The following is a 16,507-nucleotide window of genomic DNA, read 5'->3' on the forward strand; positions in this document are numbered from 1 at the left end:
AAGCATGAATACAGGGAATGTTTCTCCAGCCACGGCAATCACCCTACGGGTAGTGATAGCGGTGGCAGGCGGTTACGCCGCGTCTACAGCGATCAGTTTGTTGTTTGCTGCCATGAATGAAATGTCAGACAGGCAAGAAGTGGCTTTTATCAGAATGGTGTTTTTCCTCGTTTATACGGTTTACATCATTTGGATTTTCGCGATAAACGACCTTCAAAAGGTGCTCGTTACAGGGCTTGCAACCAATGCGGTGGCCTGGGCACTCGTTTGGTCTGGCGTATTTTCATAAAAGGAATTTCTGAATGAAAGGTTCTCTTCGTCAGTCAATGACCTGGTTACATACCTGGAGTAGCATTACTGCAGGTTGGATCCTGTTTGCCATTTTCTTTACCGGCACATTGGCATTTTTCCGGGCAGAAATAACCCATTGGATGCAGCCAGAACTTCATGTGTCGACACCGTCTGAAAACAGTGCAGAGGTCGGCTATCAATATTTACTGAACAAAGCTCCAGATGCTAAAGAGTGGAGTATCTCTTTACCCACTGAACGCTCAGAAACCGTGAGCGTGAGTTGGCGCTACGGCAATGAGCGAGGTCGGGAGCAGCTCTTTGCACAACGTTCTCAGTTAGATGCGTCTACCGGCGAAGACCTCGCCCCCCGTGACACAGCGGGTGGCAACTTTCTTTATCGCTTTCACTTCGAGCTTTATGCCATGCCCCGTTGGCTGGGAGAAACGCTGGTTGGTATCGTCAGCATGATGATGCTCATTGGTATTGTCAGTGGGGTCATTATGCACCGCAAAATATTCGCTGATTTTTTCATGTTCCGGCCGAAGAAAAAACTGCTGTCGTGGATAGACGGGCACGTGCTGGCCTCAGTATTAGCCTTGCCTTTCCATCTAATGATTACCTTCTCAGGGCTACTGCTCCTCGGCGGCACTTTGCTACCCTGGAATGGTAATGGTGGCGGCCATGGTGGACCACCAGAAGGCGGCGCGCCGCAGGAGCGTGGCGGCAGACCGGCCGAGGTTGTTAACGCCGAGCCCATCGCCCCGCATATTAATCATTCCGCACTATTAGCCCCTATCATGGCAAAAGCGTCTGCGCATTGGGGCGTACCGGTAGACCGTATTACCATTAAGAACCCGGGTAAGGAGAACACAACGTTTACCGTATCTGGTGCGAACCGTGTTGAGTTGTCGGCAGGGCGAGGCGGAAACAGCGGTCTGGTTTTTAATGCATCAGGTGAGCGGATCAGCGAAGACCCGGCAAGCACGGCGCCAAATACCACGCAGGCGGTTTACAACTACATGGACATGCTGCATCAGGCACGGTTCGCCGACTCAGTCACGCGCTGGTTGCTGTTCTTTGCCGGTATTCTCGGCACGCTTATGGTGGGCACCGGCTCAATTTTGTGGGTCGAGAAACGGGCTAAGAAACAACTGGGCCTGAAAGGGTTTGAGTTGGTTAGAGGCACAAATATTGGTGCAATTGCGGGTTTGATGGTTGCCACCGGCGCTTACTTCTGGTCGAACAGGCTGATCCCTGCCGATATGGCGATGCGAAGTGATTGGGAAGTGCGGGTATTTTTTATAGCCTGGTTAGCTTGTGTCATTGCCGGTTTATTGCGCAGGGATCGGATGGGTTGGCTATGGCAAACGGCCGCAGCAGCGGCACTGTTCTCATTGCTGCCGGTTCTCGATGTGGTTACGTCACCTGTGGGTGTACCCGACGCATTGAGAATGGTGTTTGACGTTGCCTGTGTTCTTATTGGTATTTTGTGCTGGTATGCCGTAGTAAAACTGAAAAACGGTGGTAAACCAAAGCGAAGATCGGCTGCGGCGAATCGTAAGCCCGACGCCGACAATATGAAACCTGTGCGTCCTCGCGGAAGAACCAAAACGGAGCAACCAGCATGATGACCCTTTTGTGTTTAGTGCTTTGCTGCATAGGGTTTATGCATTTTTCCATGGCGAATACAAAGCACTTTAGTGCCGTTACCGGCAAGGATCTTGATGATATTGCCTACGGTAAAATCATTTTCCAGGTGCTCGGTAGTAGTTTTCTACTTGTTGCTACCTGGCCTGCCATTGCGGGATGGGAAACGGAAATCGGGCTGGTGGTGTGGTGCGGATTAATGCATGTTGCCGCGGCAATGGTGTCACTGTTTTACACCTATCTCCCCGGTTTTGTGCGCGTGTGTTGGATGTGGCTGATGCCAGGCGGTTTACTACAGCGGGCGATTGCCCGCTGAGGCCGACATATTGAATGTCACCACAAAGCTATCAGCCTGGCAGCTTCACCCAAATTTTGCAGTAGCCGTTGCTGTTAACCAAACGGCCAGCAAAGGCTTTGCAAGGGCGGTATGCATCGCCTTCAGCGCCATCGATGTACATGCAATTGCTGCAGGTGCTGCCTTCTACCGGCGACTTTTCTGCGTATTCGAGGGCTTTCGCATCCGCATCGGACGGCGACACTTTTTCCTGTGCATTCGCTCTCAGTGCAACGCCACTGAAGGTTAAACCTATCAATGCGCCGCCAGACATTTTTAAAAATTTACGCCTGTCTGCGTGACTCATAGTGAACTCCGATAAGCTTTGCTTCACAACAAGCTTACACGATGAAAAATAAAAAAACTGCATAACGCAGGCTTTGTCGCCATTGTTATACGTTAGATCTTAGCATCTGCCAATCGGTTCCATAGTAAATTTGCGGCAGATTAAATGTTCTTCACGCCAACGTCGATGACCCGGTGAAGGCGAATAGCCTAATCAATTCGCGTAAGCGGTCGCTCGGGCTTAGCGTAAGCATAGCGGGCGATTTTTTGTGGCTGGTGATACGTATCCAGTCCACTCACGCAGGCAAGACCTAGCGCATCAAGTGCAATTTGCCCATCTGTTCCAACCGCCTCGGGGTGAATCATGACGTGCTGAACCCGGCCAACGACCAGAATCGTTTTATTGCAGTGTAGATGGGTAACCTCTTCCACCGACAAACCAATTTTCAGTGGACTTTCCTGCACGAAAGGAGCCGGGAACGGTTCGATAAACTCGGGCGTGAGGCCTACAGCGTCAAATTCACTCATGGCTTTGTCGTAACGCGCAGCGGTTTGGTGCGCTTTGTCTGTCCAATCTGCTGATACGGCATTCAGCGTATATTCACCGGCTTCAGTCAGATTTTCCAAACTATGACGGGATACTGAATCTGGACGGAACAAAATGCCCATTAGAGGTGGATGGGCGCCCACGTGAAAGGCTGAGCTGACAATCGCCAGGTTGTGCGTTTTACCATCGGTAGTGCCAACCAGGTTGGCACTCTTGTAACCCGACAAGCAGTTAACAAAGTTAGTACGAAAGGCTTTGTCGGCCTGGTCTAAATCGTCAAACGTATAATGCTGCATTTTACTCATCCTACTCAGGCATTTTCCTGTTCAACCTGAACGGACAGGTTTCCGCTCTCGCCCGTTACTGTCATTTCGATGGGTTGGCAGCATACCTGACAATCCAGCACCTGCATAACATCAATATCGTTCAATTCATCAACCTCTACTTCATTGGGTTCCATGCAGTAAGGGCAGTGAAACGTCATCGGTGTGGCAAGACTCATCATGTACTCTCTTATCTTTGTGTGATGTTGAGTGTTTACGAAAAACCCCGGCTTACGGATTTAATGAAAATCGGCTTGATCGTCACTTCTGTATAAATATACACTTAGTTGGGTGTACAGTGTTGGTGTGAAAAATGCGCAAGACGTTACCTGAAAAATACTACCTCGATCATTTTAGTGAATTTCTGGCTTTCTTCTCTGGAGCCAGCGCGGCTTTGCTGGATGAAAAAAGTCGCCGGTTTATTGCAGATTTTCAGGCGTTACCTGAGCCACAACAGTGCATCATTGCCCGTGCTGCAAACCGTAAATACGCCATCATCAATCGCGAACACTTCTATTACGAAGAAATAAACCAGCCACAAGTGCAACTCGATGCGTTAATTACCAGCGGCTGGTTTGGCCCGTTATCTGAAGCACCAGTGTGGGAAATGGCCGGTATGCTGACCAAAGCCGATGTGCTGCAGTGTCTGCGGGATTTGGGCGTTTCCGGGTTTGTAGTGTCGGCGAAAAAAGCAGAGTTGATGACCCTGCTGTTTGATGCCGTTGAAACACAGGGTTGGCCGTCGTCATTATCGGTGGAACATTTACTGTTCTGTCGCTTTGATAGTGCCATGCGCTACCTGCTATTTTTGTATTTCGGCAACAACAAAGGGCGGCTGAACCAGTTTTCTATGCGCGATTTGGGCATAATGCGAACCCGACAGCAGGCGGTGTCTGACCAGGCGCGATTCGATATACCGGAAGATGCGCAGGCGGCCTTTCATTATGCCAGCGGTGCCGATGAATTCGACTTTCTTAACAACAACGAGCTGTTAGCACTGGGCGCAAAGCCGCAGCCCGAAACATTTTCCACCATTTCCCAGGTTTATGCCGAACGCTATCACACTAAATTGGGGTCAAAGCTATTGAGCATTGACCGCCATGCTGCGCTGCAATTTCTCGAAAAAGCGCCGGGGGATGCTGCAAAGGAAAAGTGGCTACGGGAAGCCTATAAAGAGGGCCGAAAAGACGAGGTTAAGGCACAGTTGGAAGCCATCATCGACTCTCCTGCCTCCGATACCCTGCTCGCCTTTGCAGAAGATTTCTATCAGCGTAAATACCATAAAAAGCGCACCAGCGTGGTTACCGACATGCTACGCAACGCTTCCCGCACGCTGCAATTGGATGAAAGCCAAAACCAGGCCGTAGAACAAGGTGTGATTGCTTGGTACAAACGCCACAATATTGAGGCGTGGCGCACGGAAAACCGGCTGTGGCGGAGCTTATTTGCGCTCACCTTCTGGCCCATTTTGTTTGAAAAGGACGCGCCGGTTACCGAGTTCGATCGTCGTCCACAGAGCCTGAAGAACAACAACTTTTATACCACGTTTCACACTGACATCGACGCGCTGCTAGCCAAAGTAGACAATGCTGCGGCCCTGATGAAACATATTGCAGCCATGGCGGCAGCCCATTATGGCAAAGCCAATAGCTTGTTCTTATGGGGCACGAAGGTACTCGATCCCATCAAAGGGTTGCTCGCCCATGCACCTATTGAGCAAGTGCTTCAGGTGATTAAAATGATGGCCGAAGACTTTAACAGCTTACGCGATGGCTTCCCCGACATTATGGTGCTGGAAAACGGCTTATTGCGGTTCGAAGAGATTAAAGCGCCTGGTGATCAACTGCGGCGCAATCAGCTGGTGAGTATCCAAAAACTGCAGCAGGCTGGTTTTGAAGTGCAGATCACGCAGGTCAGCTGGTATCGCGATCCGCAGCAACCTTACGCGGTGGTGGATATTGAAACCACCGGTGGACACAGTCAGTATCATCGTATAACCGAAGTTGGTATTGTGAAAATAGTGAATGGTGAAGTGGTGGACGAATGGCAAAGCCTGATTAATCCGCAGCGTCACATTCCCTCCAATATCACCCGGCTCACCGGCATCAGTAATGACATGGTGGTGGATGCGCCTGTATTTGCCGAGATTGCCGATGCCATCGACGAATTCACTCAGGATTGCGTGTTTGTAGCCCATAACGTGAATTTTGATTACGGCTTTATCAAGCAGGAATTTGCTCGCCTTGAGCGCCCGTTCCGACGACCGAAACTGTGTACAGTGAGAGAGTCGCGAAAGGCCTTCCCTGGGTTACCGTCTTATTCGTTGGCAAACCTTACCAAACATTTCGAAGTGAAAATGGAGCAACATCACCGCGCGCTTTCGGATGCCAGAGCTGCAGCAGAACTGTTAGTGATGTCGCAGCAGGTTGACTAAAAAAACCTTAATGTTAGAAGTTGAACTGCCTCTTATTCTTCTACCGTAAAAAGTACGCACTGTTGAAAGTGCTTACGCGTTCTTGCTTTGCCCGCCCCCTCCGGCGGGCTTTTTTCTTTCTGACAACCGACTGTTTTTGGAAAAGCACATTGAAGTAAGCATCATCGATGCAAAAACGTGAAATTCAAAAGATAAAAAAGAGGCCAGCGTCCGGCTGGCCTGAAAGGAACGTAATGGAGGAGGACTCCAATGTAGGAAACACACAAGCCACAGAGTGCAGCTTTGAAAGATTCAAGGTCATCGGGAGAGATGCAAAGTAGCTTGGCTACTTCTTGAATGTGTTAATAATATACCTGACCACTTGGTCTGAAAATGTAGAAAAAGTGATTGTTGAAATCGCTTTTTACGAATGATCACAATAACCGCTATCAGAGTAAAAGGTGGCTCAATCGGCGTAGCCTGAGCCAATAGCACTGAACGGCATATCCAGCTCCAGTTCAGGTACTTGTAAACCTACCCAGGCAGGAAAAGTATTGCTGTTGGGGCCAGGAAACAGTGTGTATTCGTTGGCGTATGGATAACGGGCAATAGCCGCTTCCACGTCTGGCAGCAATTTTGCCGCCTTTTCACCCGTAACCGATAACACCTTCTCTGGCTTCGCGCCATACCAGTAGCGATCGGGGTTTTCTGTGGTAAACGAACGTAATGCCGGTGAGCCACTTCGCACCCGCCAGCCAACCACTTCATACACGGTATATTCAGGTGCACCTTCACCTTTTACGGCTATCCAGGTATGTACCGCAAACCACCCGCGCCAGCTGTATGCATCTGCCGCGTAAACTTCAATCACCGCATCATTGAACTCGGCAGGGGCAAAGGCAATACCCGCAGGCTCGCGGGATGCGCTGCGCCAATCCTGACTGGAACAACCGCCTGTGAGTAACATCAGACTTAAAAGAAAAATTCTTCGCATGTAATATCTCCTGTTCGCAAATTTATACTGTGAAAGTAGTGAACAAGATACAACTGGGTTTCGGTAGCTGAACCGATCTTCGGGGCGGGTGTGGAGTTAAGTGTCTCTTTAGCCAAAAACACCCGCTAAAGCGGGTGTTTTTAGTGGGAACTTGCAGCGATCTTAGTCTAGCGAGCGCACCGAGCGGAATATGTCGATGGTCTTGGTGGCGAGCCGGATCTCAATCAGAAACACCAATAGAGCACTAACCAGAAATGCCATCGCTAACATAAATAGCGTGATCACCATAACGTTCAGATTCAAACGCCATAATTCTCCTGCGAACAAAGACATGATAACGGTACAAACCAACAGGCCCGAAGAGACACATAAACCGATAGCCCAGTTTATTACTTTGATACGTCGCCATAGCACCAGAATTTCGCGTTTGTTGCGTTGTATTCGCTCTGCGTCGGCGAAGGTTTGAATATTTCGCTCTGCAACCCGTACCCGGTCGGAAATCCGACCTAAACGTCCAGACATCACATTGAGAAAACCGGCGATACCGGCGAGTAAGAATACCGGAGCAACGGCAATTTTTATCAGTTCAGACAAAGGGGTAATAAGCGTTTCCAAAAGCAGGCCTATTCATTGTTATGATTATTTTAGGGGCTATATTAAATCAGCTGAATATCATCGTCAGCAATAATTCTGTGCATAATGTTGATAACGCTAATTCTTAAGCGCAAACAAAAACACCCGCAGAAGCGGGTGTTTTTAAAATGACAGCAGGCTTATGCCATGCCGAGCTTCTTCTCGAGGTAGTGGATGTTCGTTCCACCGGCACAGAAGTTCTCGTCAGCCATAATACGACGCTGCAGAGGAATGTTGGTTTTGATCCCCTCGATAACCAGCTCGTCCAGCGCGTGGCGCATACGGGCGATGGCTTCGTCACGGCTTTCACCGTAAGTGATCAGTTTACCAATCATCGAATCATAGTACGGTGGTACTGTGTAGCCGCTGTAGATATGCGATTCCCAGCGTACGCCCAAACCACCCGGCGAGTGGAAAGTGCTAATTGTGCCCGGGCTTGGAATAAAGGTTTCCGGATCTTCAGCGTTGATACGACACTCGATAGCGTGACCGCGAACCTGTACCTGAGACTGGTCGACAGACAGCGGTTGACCGCCAGCAATACGCAGCTGCTCTTTGATTAAGTCTACGCCGGTGATCATTTCTGAAACCGGGTGCTCAACCTGAATACGGGTGTTCATTTCAATGAAGTAGAACTCGCCGTTTTCGTACAGGAACTCGAAAGTACCCGCGCCGCGATAACCGATTTCAACACAAGCTTTACAGCAGCGCTCGCCAATCTTGTTACGCATCTGCTCGGAGATACCTGGCGCTGGCGCTTCCTCAACCACTTTCTGGTGGCGACGTTGCATTGAACAGTCACGCTCACCTAAGTGAATCGCGTTACCCTGACCGTCAGACAGTACCTGAATTTCAACGTGACGTGGGTTTTCAAGGAATTTTTCCATGTAAACAACCGGGTTACCGAACGCGGCACCGGCTTCTGCCTGTGTGGTTGCGATAGATTGGATCAGTTCGCTTTCGCTACGCACAACACGCATACCGCGACCACCACCACCACCGGCGGCTTTAACGATAATTGGATAACCAATACGTTTTGCGATGGCTTTGTTGCGTTCTTCGTCGTCAGTCAGTGGGCCATCGGAACCTGGTACACAAGGTACACCGGCTTTTTTCATGGCGTTGATAGCAGAAACTTTATCGCCCATCAGGTTGATGGTGTCTGCTTTTGGACCAACAAAGATAAAACCGCTTTTCTCGACCGCTTCAGCAAACGCTGCGTTTTCCGCCAGGAAACCGTAACCAGGGTGGATTGCGATTGAATTGGTTACCTCGGCCGCTGCAATGATGCGCGGAATGTTGAGATAACTTTCAGTTGCAGACGCACCACCAATACAGATTGATTCATCTGCCAGCAGTACGTGTTTTAAGTTTCTGTCCGCAGTGGAATGTACCGCCACGGTTTTGATGCCTAGCTCTTTACAGGCACGCAAAATCCGCAGGGCAATTTCGCCGCGGTTAGCAATAAGTACTTTATCTAACATAGATACCGCCCGATTATTCGATGATGAACAGTGGCTGATCGAACTCTACAGGCTCTTGGTTATCTACCAGAATAGCTTTGATGACACCGGCTTTGTCAGCTTCGATCTGGTTCATCATTTTCATTGCTTCGATGATACACAGGGTGTCGCCAACGTTTACTGACTGGCCTACTTCCGCGAACGCTTTTGCAGTTGGAGAAGATGCACGGTAGAACGTACCAACCATTGGTGACTTAACCTGATGGCCAGTAGGGCCCGCTTCAACAGCAGGTGCTGCTTCAGCAGCTGGCGCGGCGGCAGGAGCCGGAGCAGCAGGTGCAGGCGCTGCATAGTTGTAAGTCATTGGTGCGGCAACACCAGTAGGACCGCGGTGGATTCGAACAGACTCTTCGCCCTCGGTGATTTCCAGTTCGGCAATACCGGATTCTTCAACCAGTTCGATTAGTTTTTTAATTTTTCTGATATCCATTGTCATTTCTCGTTCTAATTTAGTTTTGTAAGTTCAGAGCAGCCGTCAATGCGAGCTCATAACCTATGGCTCCTAAGCCAAGGATGACACCGGCAGCAACGTCAGATAGATATGAATGGTGGCGAAAAGGTTCCCTTGCATGCACATTTGACAGGTGCACTTCGATGAAGGGAATGTTTACACTTAGCAGTGCATCCCGTAATGCAACGCTGGTATGGGTGAACGCCGCCGGATTAATAATAATCGCGTCGATATTACCCATGGCGTCATGGATGCGGTTGATCAGTTCAAATTCAGCATTAGACTGAAAATGGTGCAGCGTGGCGCCTGCCGCACTGGCTTTTTCGGCCAGATTATCGACAATGTCCTGTAGCGTCTGGTAACCGTAGGTTTCCGGTTCACGCTTGCCCAACATATTCAGGTTGGGGCCATTAAGTAACAAAATTTCCATAAAACTGCTGCTATCTTGCTTATAAGTGACTGCTTGCAACGCATTTCAACAGAAAATAAGTCTGCTTGCACGAAATTTAAACTGGGTTCAGTTAAAATCCACCAAATTGGCGACGATTATAGATGATAGGAGAGTTTTCGCAGCAAAATACTGGTCTAATCAGGGGAAATAGGCGCAAGTTTTCTGGCGGGGATTTTGCTTCATTTATAAAACCCAATATTGCCGGAAGAGTCTGCGTTTGACTCTTCCGGACGGGCTTCATTTAGTTTTTCAGCGCAGCGTTCACATGATTAGCAAAGGCATCGGCTTTCATAAAACCTGTTACTCTCGCCTTTTTCAACTCTTCTCCCTGAGTATCGAAAAACAAAATCGTGGGTAGGCCCAGCACATCGAATTCCTTCTGGAAGGCCAGGTTTGTCGGGGTATTATCGGTTAAATCAATCTGCATCCATACCGTGTTAGAAAGCGCATCGATAACGGCAGGATCGGGGAAGGTATACTTCTCAAACTCTTTACAGGCAACACACCAGTCGGCGTATAAATCGACCATGACTGTTTTGCCATCGGCATTGGCGGCGGCCAGCTTCGCTTCAAAATCACCGATGTTTTTGACCACCATAAATTCCGGGTGGCTGTCTGCGGAAGACTGCGTCTGACCGCTGTAAGTAACCGCCGGAGAGCCGAATAATGTGACATAGCACACCATGGCACTACCAAACAGGCCCAATGTAATTAGCAGTGTTCGCACACCTTTCATAAATGAAGGGGCAGTGTTCTGGTTCATCACGCTGTAATAGGAGAATGTGGCTAAACCTACAGCAGCCCAGAGCAAATTGATGTAGTCGTTGCTCCACAGGCGTTCAACAAAGATGAGGGCGACGGCCAGCATCATGAAACCAAAACTCACTTTTACCACATTCATCCAGTTGCCCGCTTTAGGCAGCAGTTTGCCGCCTGTCATACCAAACAGAATGAGTGGAATACCCATGCCTAAACTCAGCACATAAAGTGAAATAAAGCCCAAGGTCATGTCGCCGGTCTGAGCAATAAATAGCAGAATGCCAGTGAGTGGCGCGGTGGTGCACGGAGACGCGACCAGGCCAGACAACACACCCATAACAAACACACCAACGAAGTTGCCCCGTTTTTGGTTGTTACTGACATCGTTCAGTTTGCTCTGCCAGGACGAAGGCAATTGAATTTCATACATGCCGAACATGGCCATGGCCAGGGCAATAAACAGAACAATAAACACCCCTAGTATGGCCGGATGCTGAAGCGCTGCCTGAAACTGCACGCCAGCCGATGCAACCACCAGGCCCAGAATGGAGTAGGTAATCGCCATACCCTGCACATAAATAAAGCTGAGCGTGAAAGCACGGCTTAAGCTCATGCCTATACCCTGTCCAAGTACAATGCCAGACAGAATGGGATACATGGGGAAAACGCAGGGCGTAAATGCCAGGCCGATACCGAGTGCCAGGAACAGCAGCAGGGTTACCGCGAGATTTTCTTTATCGGCCAGACGCTCAGCCAAACCAAATTGCTCAGAGGCAACTTCATCGGAAGCGGTGTCAGGCGTGCCAGTATCTGAAGATGCTGCAGCATCACCGACAGCATTCAGATAAATCACTTTCACGGTAGGCGGATAGCAAAGCCCAGCATCGGCGCAGCCTTGATAACGCACCTTCACCACGCCATCCTGGATGGCCTGTTCTACAGGAACAGTAAAAGAAACGTCCACATAATATACTTCGGTTTTACCGAAAAATTCGTCTTCTTTTTCTTTACCAGGTGGGAACGCGGGTTCACCCAAGGTGACATCTTTGCCTACCAGTTTGAACTGGTACTTATAAAGGTAGTAGTCGGGGGCTATATCGAAATGAATGACGAGCTCATCGCCCTGCTGCTCATAACTGAATACGAAAGCATCCTCTACCGCAAGGAACTCTGGCTCCTCCTGCTGTATAAAGTTTCCGCCCTGGTTGAACTGGGGGATTTGGGCAGTTGCCTGAAAGCAAAACAAGGTGAGCAAACAGGTTAACAGCAGTGACGATACAGACTTCATATTCAGCATATCCTTCAAAAACGCATTCAGGTAAGGGTAACAGTAACCTTATATCTGACCGCAGTCGGTTTCGTATTCTTTCAGATTTTTAATAAAATCACGAACCCTCTGTCGCGAATTCTGTCGTACTCATATCAATACAAACTTGTATTTAAGGGGTAAACCCCCATTTTACTTATTCACGCATGTCAGTGTTCGGCTTAACAACAAGCGACGCACTGGCTTTATGAACTTAAGCCAACGAGGTTAACTCTTGCGAATATTATTTTTGCTGTTTGCCATAATGCCCATCATTGAAATAGCCCTGCTAGTGAAAGTGGGTGGCATTATCGGCGGATGGAACACGATTGCGATCGTACTCATTACTGCCTTTATCGGCGCTTATTTTGTAAAACGAGAAGGCTTGCATACGCTGCAAAAAGCGCAGATGAAAATGCAGCAGGGCGAAATGCCCGGACAAGAAATGGTCGACGGTATCATGCTGGCCGTGGCCGGAGTGCTTATGGTCACGCCGGGTTTCATCACCGATATATTGGGTATTCTGTTGGTGCTGCCTGTCACCCGCCACCTTATCGGTGCATCGGTGAAGAAACATATGAAGATGCGCGTTGTGACGTCTTCCGGTTTTAATCAGCAAGGACCCTTCGCTGGGGACGCCGACCCGTTTGGTCAGCAGTTCCACGGTGGCCCTCGTCAGGAAAATGGTGACGTATTTGAAGGGCAGTACACCGACAAGTCTGACAGCGACACTAATCCCCGCCTCAATAAGTAGCAATACAACCCCCCCCCCGCACGCCAATGTGGTGTGCGGCAACTGCGCATTCATAATCAATCAGTTAGTTCTTGACCTCAAGAAATTGAAAAAATTTTGCATTTTTTTCACTTAATCCCCTTGAACTTGTAAGGTGACTACCCCATTTATCCACGCAGAACACGAATTGAGGCTGGGTTTACCGGCTTCTTTCTTAAGTAAATGGCGTACATAAGACCGTGCGTCCTAATAACTAACATTTAGATAGTTGGAATTTTCAGGAGACTTGAAAATGGCAATTCGTCCTTTACACGACCGCGTAATCCTTAAGCGCGCTGAGCAAGAAACCAAATCTGCCGGCGGCATCGTGCTTACCGGTTCTGCTGCAGAAAAATCTACCCGTGCGAAAGTTATCGCTGTGGGTAACGGCCGTATCCTTGAGAGCGGTGAAGTTAAAGCTCTTGACGTAAAAGTTGGCGACACCGTTATTTTCAACGACGGTTACGGTGTAAAAACCGAGAAGCTGGAAGGTGAAGAAGTGCTTATCGTTAGCGAAAGCGACATTCTGGCAATCGTTGAGTAATAGACGTTTAACGTTTTAACCGTATTTAGAGGAATTTAAACATGGCAGCTAAAGAAGTACGTTTTGGTGATGACGCCCGCACGAAGATGCTGAAAGGCGTTAACATCCTTGCAAACGCAGTAAAAGTAACATTAGGTCCTAAAGGCCGTAACGTAGTACTGGATAAGTCATTCGGTGCCCCTACCATCACTAAAGATGGTGTATCTGTAGCCAAAGAAATCGAGCTGGAAGACAAGTTCGAAAACATGGGCGCGCAGATGGTTAAGGAAGTCGCGTCTAAAGCAAACGACGAAGCCGGTGACGGTACTACTACTGCAACTGTTCTGGCGCAGGCTATCGTAACTGAAGGTCTGAAATCTGTTGCTGCGGGCATGAACCCGATGGATCTGAAGCGTGGTATCGATAAAGCCGTTGCTGCAGCTGTTGAAGAATTAAAAGCACTGTCTACTGATTGTGCTGACAGCAAGTCTATCGCTCAGGTAGGTACTATCTCTGCTAACTCAGACTCAGAAGTGGGTCAAATCATTGCTGAAGCAATGGAAAAAGTAGGCAAAGAAGGCGTTATCACTGTTGAAGAAGGTCAGGCTCTGCAAAACGAGCTGGACGTGGTTGAAGGTATGCAATTCGACCGTGGTTACCTGTCTCCTTACTTCATCAACAACCAGGAAAATGGCACTGTTGAATTAGACAACCCGTTCATCCTGCTGGTTGACAAAAAAGTGTCTAACATCCGTGAACTGCTGTCTACGCTGGAAGGCGTGGCGAAAGCAGGCAAGCCTCTGCTGATCATTGCTGAAGATGTTGAAGGCGAAGCACTTGCGACGCTGGTTGTTAACAACATGCGCGGTATCGTGAAAGTAGCTGCTGTTAAAGCACCTGGTTTCGGTGACCGTCGTAAAGCTATGCTGCAGGACATCGCTGTTCTGACTGGCGGTACTGTTATCTCTGAAGAGATTGGCCTGGAGCTGGAAAAAGTTCAGCTGGAAGACTTAGGTACTGCGAAACGCGTTGTTATCAACAAAGACAATACGACTGTTGTTGACGGCGCAGGTGACGAAGCGGCTATCGATGGTCGTTGCGCACAAATCCGTGGTCAAATCGAAGATTCTACTTCTGAGTACGACAAAGAGAAGCTGCAGGAGCGTCTGGCTAAATTGTCTGGCGGTGTTGCGGTAATCAAAGTAGGTGCTGCTACTGAAGTTGAAATGAAAGAGAAGAAAGATCGCGTTGAAGATGCACTGCACGCGACCCGCGCTGCGGTACAAGAAGGCGTAGTACCTGGTGGTGGTGTTGCTCTGGTTCGTGCAGCCGCTAAACTGGTTGACCTGACTGGCGAAAACGAAGACCAGACTCACGGTATCAAGCTGGCTCTGCGCGCGATGGAAGCGCCTCTGCGTCAAATCTCTATCAACTCTGGTGCAGAAGCATCGGTTGTTGTTAACGAAATCAAGAACGGCGAAGGTAACTACGGTTACAACGCAGGTAACGACACTTACGGCGATATGCTGGAAATGGGTATCCTTGACCCAACTAAAGTGACCCGTTCTGCGCTGCAATTCGCTTCTTCTATCGCCTCTCTGATGATCACCACAGAAGCGATGATTGCTGAACTGCCTAAAGAAGAAGCCGGTGCACCTGATATGGGTGGCATGGGCGGAATGGGCGGCATGGGTGGAATGATGTAATCATAGCTGCTCCCGTCTAGTCCTTTTAAATCAAGGGTTTACAAGCGATGTATGCAGTTAAGTATACAAAAATGTAGACACTAAAGAGGACAGAATAGAAGCCAAAAGAAAGGCGTTGGGTTTATCACTCAGCGCCTTTTTTATTTCAACTATCAAGAGGTAAATAGAATGGCGACATATTTTGCGTATCACGCAAAAGAGAATAAGGAAGTTTATAGTGTCGAAATGGGTTATGGCTTCCCTAATATGATTAAGGTTAATAAGGTAAACTTAGGCGACAAAGTTTATATCTTTCAGAAGATTCATGGCTGGGAGCATTTCGAATTATGCGGTCGTTTTGAGGCAACAGGAAAATACACGGACACTACGTCCGATCGCCCTTATAGGTTAAGACTTAAAGATGATTCGAAGCTTTCTGAGCCGATACGTATTGATGAAGATGAGTGGAGCGATGCGCTACCCGAGCGAGTAAACAAACTAAAAAGAAACAATTTTCAAAAACATTTCTGTCAGCAAAATGAGTCTTGTCAACGAGAGTTAACGAGAGACGTAATTGATGTCATCGAAAGATATTTACGCGGGAATATAGTTGACTCAACTTCTGATGATCTATTGGATATTACGAGTACAGATTTAAGTGAGACAGAAAAGCATCAACTTATTAAGTCTAGGTTAGGTCAGGGAAAATTTAAGTCGAATGTAAAAAATTTTTGGAATTCAGAATGCTGCGCGGTGACACTTTGCGGAATTAGTGAATTACTAATTGCTTCACACATCAAAGCATGGAGCAAGTGTGAAAATAGTGATGAGAGGCTTGACGGAGCAAACGGTCTTTTACTTTGCTCACATGTTGACAAATTGTTTGATAGCCATCTAATAACTTTCAAGAAAATGGCAAGCGGGTACACGCTAGTTTTATCTCCAAAACTAAACGCTAGAGAACTGAGTGCCATGGGCATAGATAGTGGTTACAGCCTTAATCACTCCCATCTAACGTTTGAACAAGAACAGCGCTTCAGTCAGTATATGTCACATCACAATGAAATTTTTGACAAAAGAAAGGCGTTGGGTTAACACTCAGCGCCTTTTTGTTTGCCCAGCGAAGCTGGCAAACCCGTCAGGTTGAAAGAAACCTGAATCACCCTGACTGAGGGGAAGATAATCCGAATGGCAAGGGCGTTGCTGGCTAACGGCAGGGTCTGAAGGAAGCCATAGGAAGTTAGAAGTACACAACGAAAGTGAACCTGATTCGGCAATACAGGAGGGTAAGCGTGCAAAATAGCGTGAAGCCCGATACTCAGTCAGTCCTGTATTGTGTTTGAGGGTGGGATTTCTAACAGGGAGCCGGTGCAGTAACTGGGGAAGCCTGACACCGTCTCTGGTGATAAACCAGAAGCATCTGTACGAGAGGAAACTCAAGGCAGGTGTTGGTGCGAGGTGGCAGATGAAGCCGTAGTAGTGAGTAAGGTCCGGCCTGAGAAAGCCAGTAATGGTGTGGAGGATAAAACCGGACTGACCATCTGCATTAAGTCAGATGGGGTCTTTACAG

The 16,507-nt window shown here is 48.5% G+C and carries 17 protein-coding genes; 8 read left to right on the forward strand and 9 right to left on the reverse strand.

Going from position 1 to position 16,507, the window contains the following annotated elements; translation table 11 throughout:
- Window positions 1–4: 4 nt before the first annotated feature.
- From BFC18_RS15090 to BFC18_RS15100, 3 genes are read left to right on the forward strand one after another with little or no spacing between them, the layout of a single operon-like run.
- Entirely contained in the window at window positions 5–289 is a 285-nt protein-coding gene (locus tag BFC18_RS15090; RefSeq protein ID WP_139139028.1) for a hypothetical protein, read from the forward strand.
- Between the two features lie 13 nt (window positions 290–302).
- On the forward strand, window positions 303–1,919 hold the full coding sequence (locus BFC18_RS15095) for a PepSY-associated TM helix domain-containing protein (RefSeq protein WP_245680404.1): 1,617 nt from the start codon (window positions 303–305) through the stop codon (window positions 1,917–1,919).
- Window positions 1,919–2,254, forward strand: a complete 336-nt coding sequence (locus BFC18_RS15100) for a DUF3325 domain-containing protein (RefSeq protein WP_281182432.1) — start codon at window positions 1,919–1,921, stop codon at window positions 2,252–2,254. The genes BFC18_RS15095 and BFC18_RS15100 overlap by 1 nt, the downstream gene beginning before the upstream one ends.
- 31 nt (window positions 2,255–2,285) lie before the next feature.
- On the opposite strand, the gene BFC18_RS15105 is transcribed toward BFC18_RS15100, so the two are convergent.
- From BFC18_RS15105 to BFC18_RS15115, 3 genes are all read right to left on the reverse strand, one after another.
- Window positions 2,286–2,579, reverse strand: coding sequence for a high-potential iron-sulfur protein (locus BFC18_RS15105; protein WP_070126409.1), 294 nt, complete (start codon window positions 2,577–2,579; stop codon window positions 2,286–2,288).
- Window positions 2,580–2,767: 188 nt separating this feature from the next.
- The gene (locus tag BFC18_RS15110; RefSeq protein ID WP_070126410.1) at window positions 2,768–3,400 is read right to left on the reverse strand and encodes a flavin reductase family protein; all 633 of its coding nucleotides are present in this window, start codon (window positions 3,398–3,400) and stop codon (window positions 2,768–2,770) included.
- Between the two features lie 14 nt (window positions 3,401–3,414).
- The gene (locus tag BFC18_RS15115; RefSeq protein ID WP_425388394.1) at window positions 3,415–3,609 is read right to left on the reverse strand and encodes a zinc ribbon domain-containing protein; all 195 of its coding nucleotides are present in this window, start codon (window positions 3,607–3,609) and stop codon (window positions 3,415–3,417) included.
- A 131-nt stretch (window positions 3,610–3,740) separates the two neighbouring features.
- Here BFC18_RS15115 and BFC18_RS15120 point away from each other — a divergent pair, with 131 nt between their 5' ends.
- Window positions 3,741–5,861, forward strand: coding sequence for an exonuclease domain-containing protein (locus tag BFC18_RS15120; protein ID WP_070126396.1), 2,121 nt, complete (start codon window positions 3,741–3,743; stop codon window positions 5,859–5,861).
- 445 nt (window positions 5,862–6,306) lie between these two features.
- On the opposite strand, the gene BFC18_RS15125 is transcribed toward BFC18_RS15120, so the two are convergent.
- From BFC18_RS15125 to BFC18_RS15150, 6 genes are all read right to left on the reverse strand, one after another.
- Window positions 6,307–6,834 (reverse strand): DUF3750 domain-containing protein, encoded by a 528-nt coding sequence (locus tag BFC18_RS15125; RefSeq protein ID WP_070126397.1) that lies wholly within the window; start codon window positions 6,832–6,834, stop codon window positions 6,307–6,309.
- Between the two features lie 162 nt (window positions 6,835–6,996).
- Window positions 6,997–7,449 (reverse strand): DUF2721 domain-containing protein, encoded by a 453-nt coding sequence (locus tag BFC18_RS15130; RefSeq protein ID WP_070126398.1) that lies wholly within the window; start codon window positions 7,447–7,449, stop codon window positions 6,997–6,999.
- Between the two features lie 158 nt (window positions 7,450–7,607).
- The gene (accC, locus tag BFC18_RS15135) at window positions 7,608–8,951 is read right to left on the reverse strand and encodes an acetyl-CoA carboxylase biotin carboxylase subunit (protein WP_070126399.1); all 1,344 of its coding nucleotides are present in this window, start codon (window positions 8,949–8,951) and stop codon (window positions 7,608–7,610) included.
- 13 nt (window positions 8,952–8,964) lie between these two features.
- A complete protein-coding gene (gene accB, locus BFC18_RS15140; RefSeq protein WP_070126400.1) occupies window positions 8,965–9,420 on the reverse strand; it encodes an acetyl-CoA carboxylase biotin carboxyl carrier protein in 456 nt (151 codons plus the stop codon).
- A 19-nt stretch (window positions 9,421–9,439) separates the two neighbouring features.
- Window positions 9,440–9,871 (reverse strand): type II 3-dehydroquinate dehydratase, encoded by a 432-nt coding sequence (gene aroQ / locus BFC18_RS15145; protein ID WP_070126401.1) that lies wholly within the window; start codon window positions 9,869–9,871, stop codon window positions 9,440–9,442.
- Window positions 9,872–10,133: 262 nt separating this feature from the next.
- Complete coding sequence (locus BFC18_RS15150; protein ID WP_070126411.1) at window positions 10,134–11,939, reverse strand: protein-disulfide reductase DsbD; 1,806 nt, start codon at window positions 11,937–11,939, stop codon at window positions 10,134–10,136.
- Window positions 11,940–12,192: 253 nt separating this feature from the next.
- Here BFC18_RS15150 and BFC18_RS15155 point away from each other — a divergent pair, with 253 nt between their 5' ends.
- From BFC18_RS15155 to BFC18_RS15170, 4 genes are all read left to right on the forward strand, one after another.
- Window positions 12,193–12,711, forward strand: coding sequence for an FxsA family protein (locus tag BFC18_RS15155; RefSeq protein WP_139139029.1), 519 nt, complete (start codon window positions 12,193–12,195; stop codon window positions 12,709–12,711).
- Window positions 12,712–12,982: 271 nt separating this feature from the next.
- Complete coding sequence (locus BFC18_RS15160; protein WP_070126402.1) at window positions 12,983–13,273, forward strand: co-chaperone GroES; 291 nt, start codon at window positions 12,983–12,985, stop codon at window positions 13,271–13,273.
- Window positions 13,274–13,314: 41 nt separating this feature from the next.
- Window positions 13,315–14,958: a chaperonin GroEL gene (groL, locus tag BFC18_RS15165; protein WP_070126403.1), complete on the forward strand. Its 1,644-nt coding sequence runs from the start codon at window positions 13,315–13,317 to the stop codon at window positions 14,956–14,958.
- Window positions 14,959–15,126: 168 nt separating this feature from the next.
- Window positions 15,127–16,032, forward strand: coding sequence for an HNH endonuclease (locus BFC18_RS15170; protein WP_070126404.1), 906 nt, complete (start codon window positions 15,127–15,129; stop codon window positions 16,030–16,032).
- The last annotated feature ends 475 nt before the right edge of the window (window positions 16,033–16,507 follow it).

Origin of the sequence: Alteromonas confluentis (genome assembly GCF_001757105.1) — a bacterium.
Classification (GTDB): Bacteria; Pseudomonadota; Gammaproteobacteria; order Enterobacterales; family Alteromonadaceae; genus Alteromonas; species Alteromonas confluentis.

Excerpts from the sequence above, each read along its gene's own strand:
- BFC18_RS15090 (WP_139139028.1), top strand. The coding sequence starts at position 5 with ATGAATACAGGGAATGTTTCTCCAGCCACGGCAATCACCCTACGGGTA.
- BFC18_RS15095 (WP_245680404.1), top strand. The coding sequence starts at position 303 with ATGAAAGGTTCTCTTCGTCAGTCAATGACCTGGTTACATACCTGGAGT.
- BFC18_RS15100 (WP_281182432.1), top strand. The coding sequence starts at position 1,919 with ATGACCCTTTTGTGTTTAGTGCTTTGCTGCATAGGGTTTATGCATTTT.
- BFC18_RS15105 (WP_070126409.1), bottom strand. The coding sequence starts at position 2,579 with ATGAGTCACGCAGACAGGCGTAAATTTTTAAAAATGTCTGGCGGCGCA.
- BFC18_RS15110 (WP_070126410.1), bottom strand. The coding sequence starts at position 3,400 with ATGCAGCATTATACGTTTGACGATTTAGACCAGGCCGACAAAGCCTTT.
- BFC18_RS15115 (WP_425388394.1), bottom strand. The coding sequence starts at position 3,609 with ATGATGAGTCTTGCCACACCGATGACGTTTCACTGCCCTTACTGCATG.
- BFC18_RS15120 (WP_070126396.1), top strand. The coding sequence starts at position 3,741 with ATGCGCAAGACGTTACCTGAAAAATACTACCTCGATCATTTTAGTGAA.
- BFC18_RS15125 (WP_070126397.1), bottom strand. The coding sequence starts at position 6,834 with ATGCGAAGAATTTTTCTTTTAAGTCTGATGTTACTCACAGGCGGTTGT.
- accC (WP_070126399.1), bottom strand. The coding sequence starts at position 8,951 with ATGTTAGATAAAGTACTTATTGCTAACCGCGGCGAAATTGCCCTGCGG.
- accB (WP_070126400.1), bottom strand. The coding sequence starts at position 9,420 with ATGGATATCAGAAAAATTAAAAAACTAATCGAACTGGTTGAAGAATCC.
- aroQ (WP_070126401.1), bottom strand. The coding sequence starts at position 9,871 with ATGGAAATTTTGTTACTTAATGGCCCCAACCTGAATATGTTGGGCAAG.
- BFC18_RS15150 (WP_070126411.1), bottom strand. The coding sequence starts at position 11,939 with ATGAAGTCTGTATCGTCACTGCTGTTAACCTGTTTGCTCACCTTGTTT.
- BFC18_RS15160 (WP_070126402.1), top strand. The coding sequence starts at position 12,983 with ATGGCAATTCGTCCTTTACACGACCGCGTAATCCTTAAGCGCGCTGAG.
- groL (WP_070126403.1), top strand. The coding sequence starts at position 13,315 with ATGGCAGCTAAAGAAGTACGTTTTGGTGATGACGCCCGCACGAAGATG.
- BFC18_RS15170 (WP_070126404.1), top strand. The coding sequence starts at position 15,127 with ATGGCGACATATTTTGCGTATCACGCAAAAGAGAATAAGGAAGTTTAT.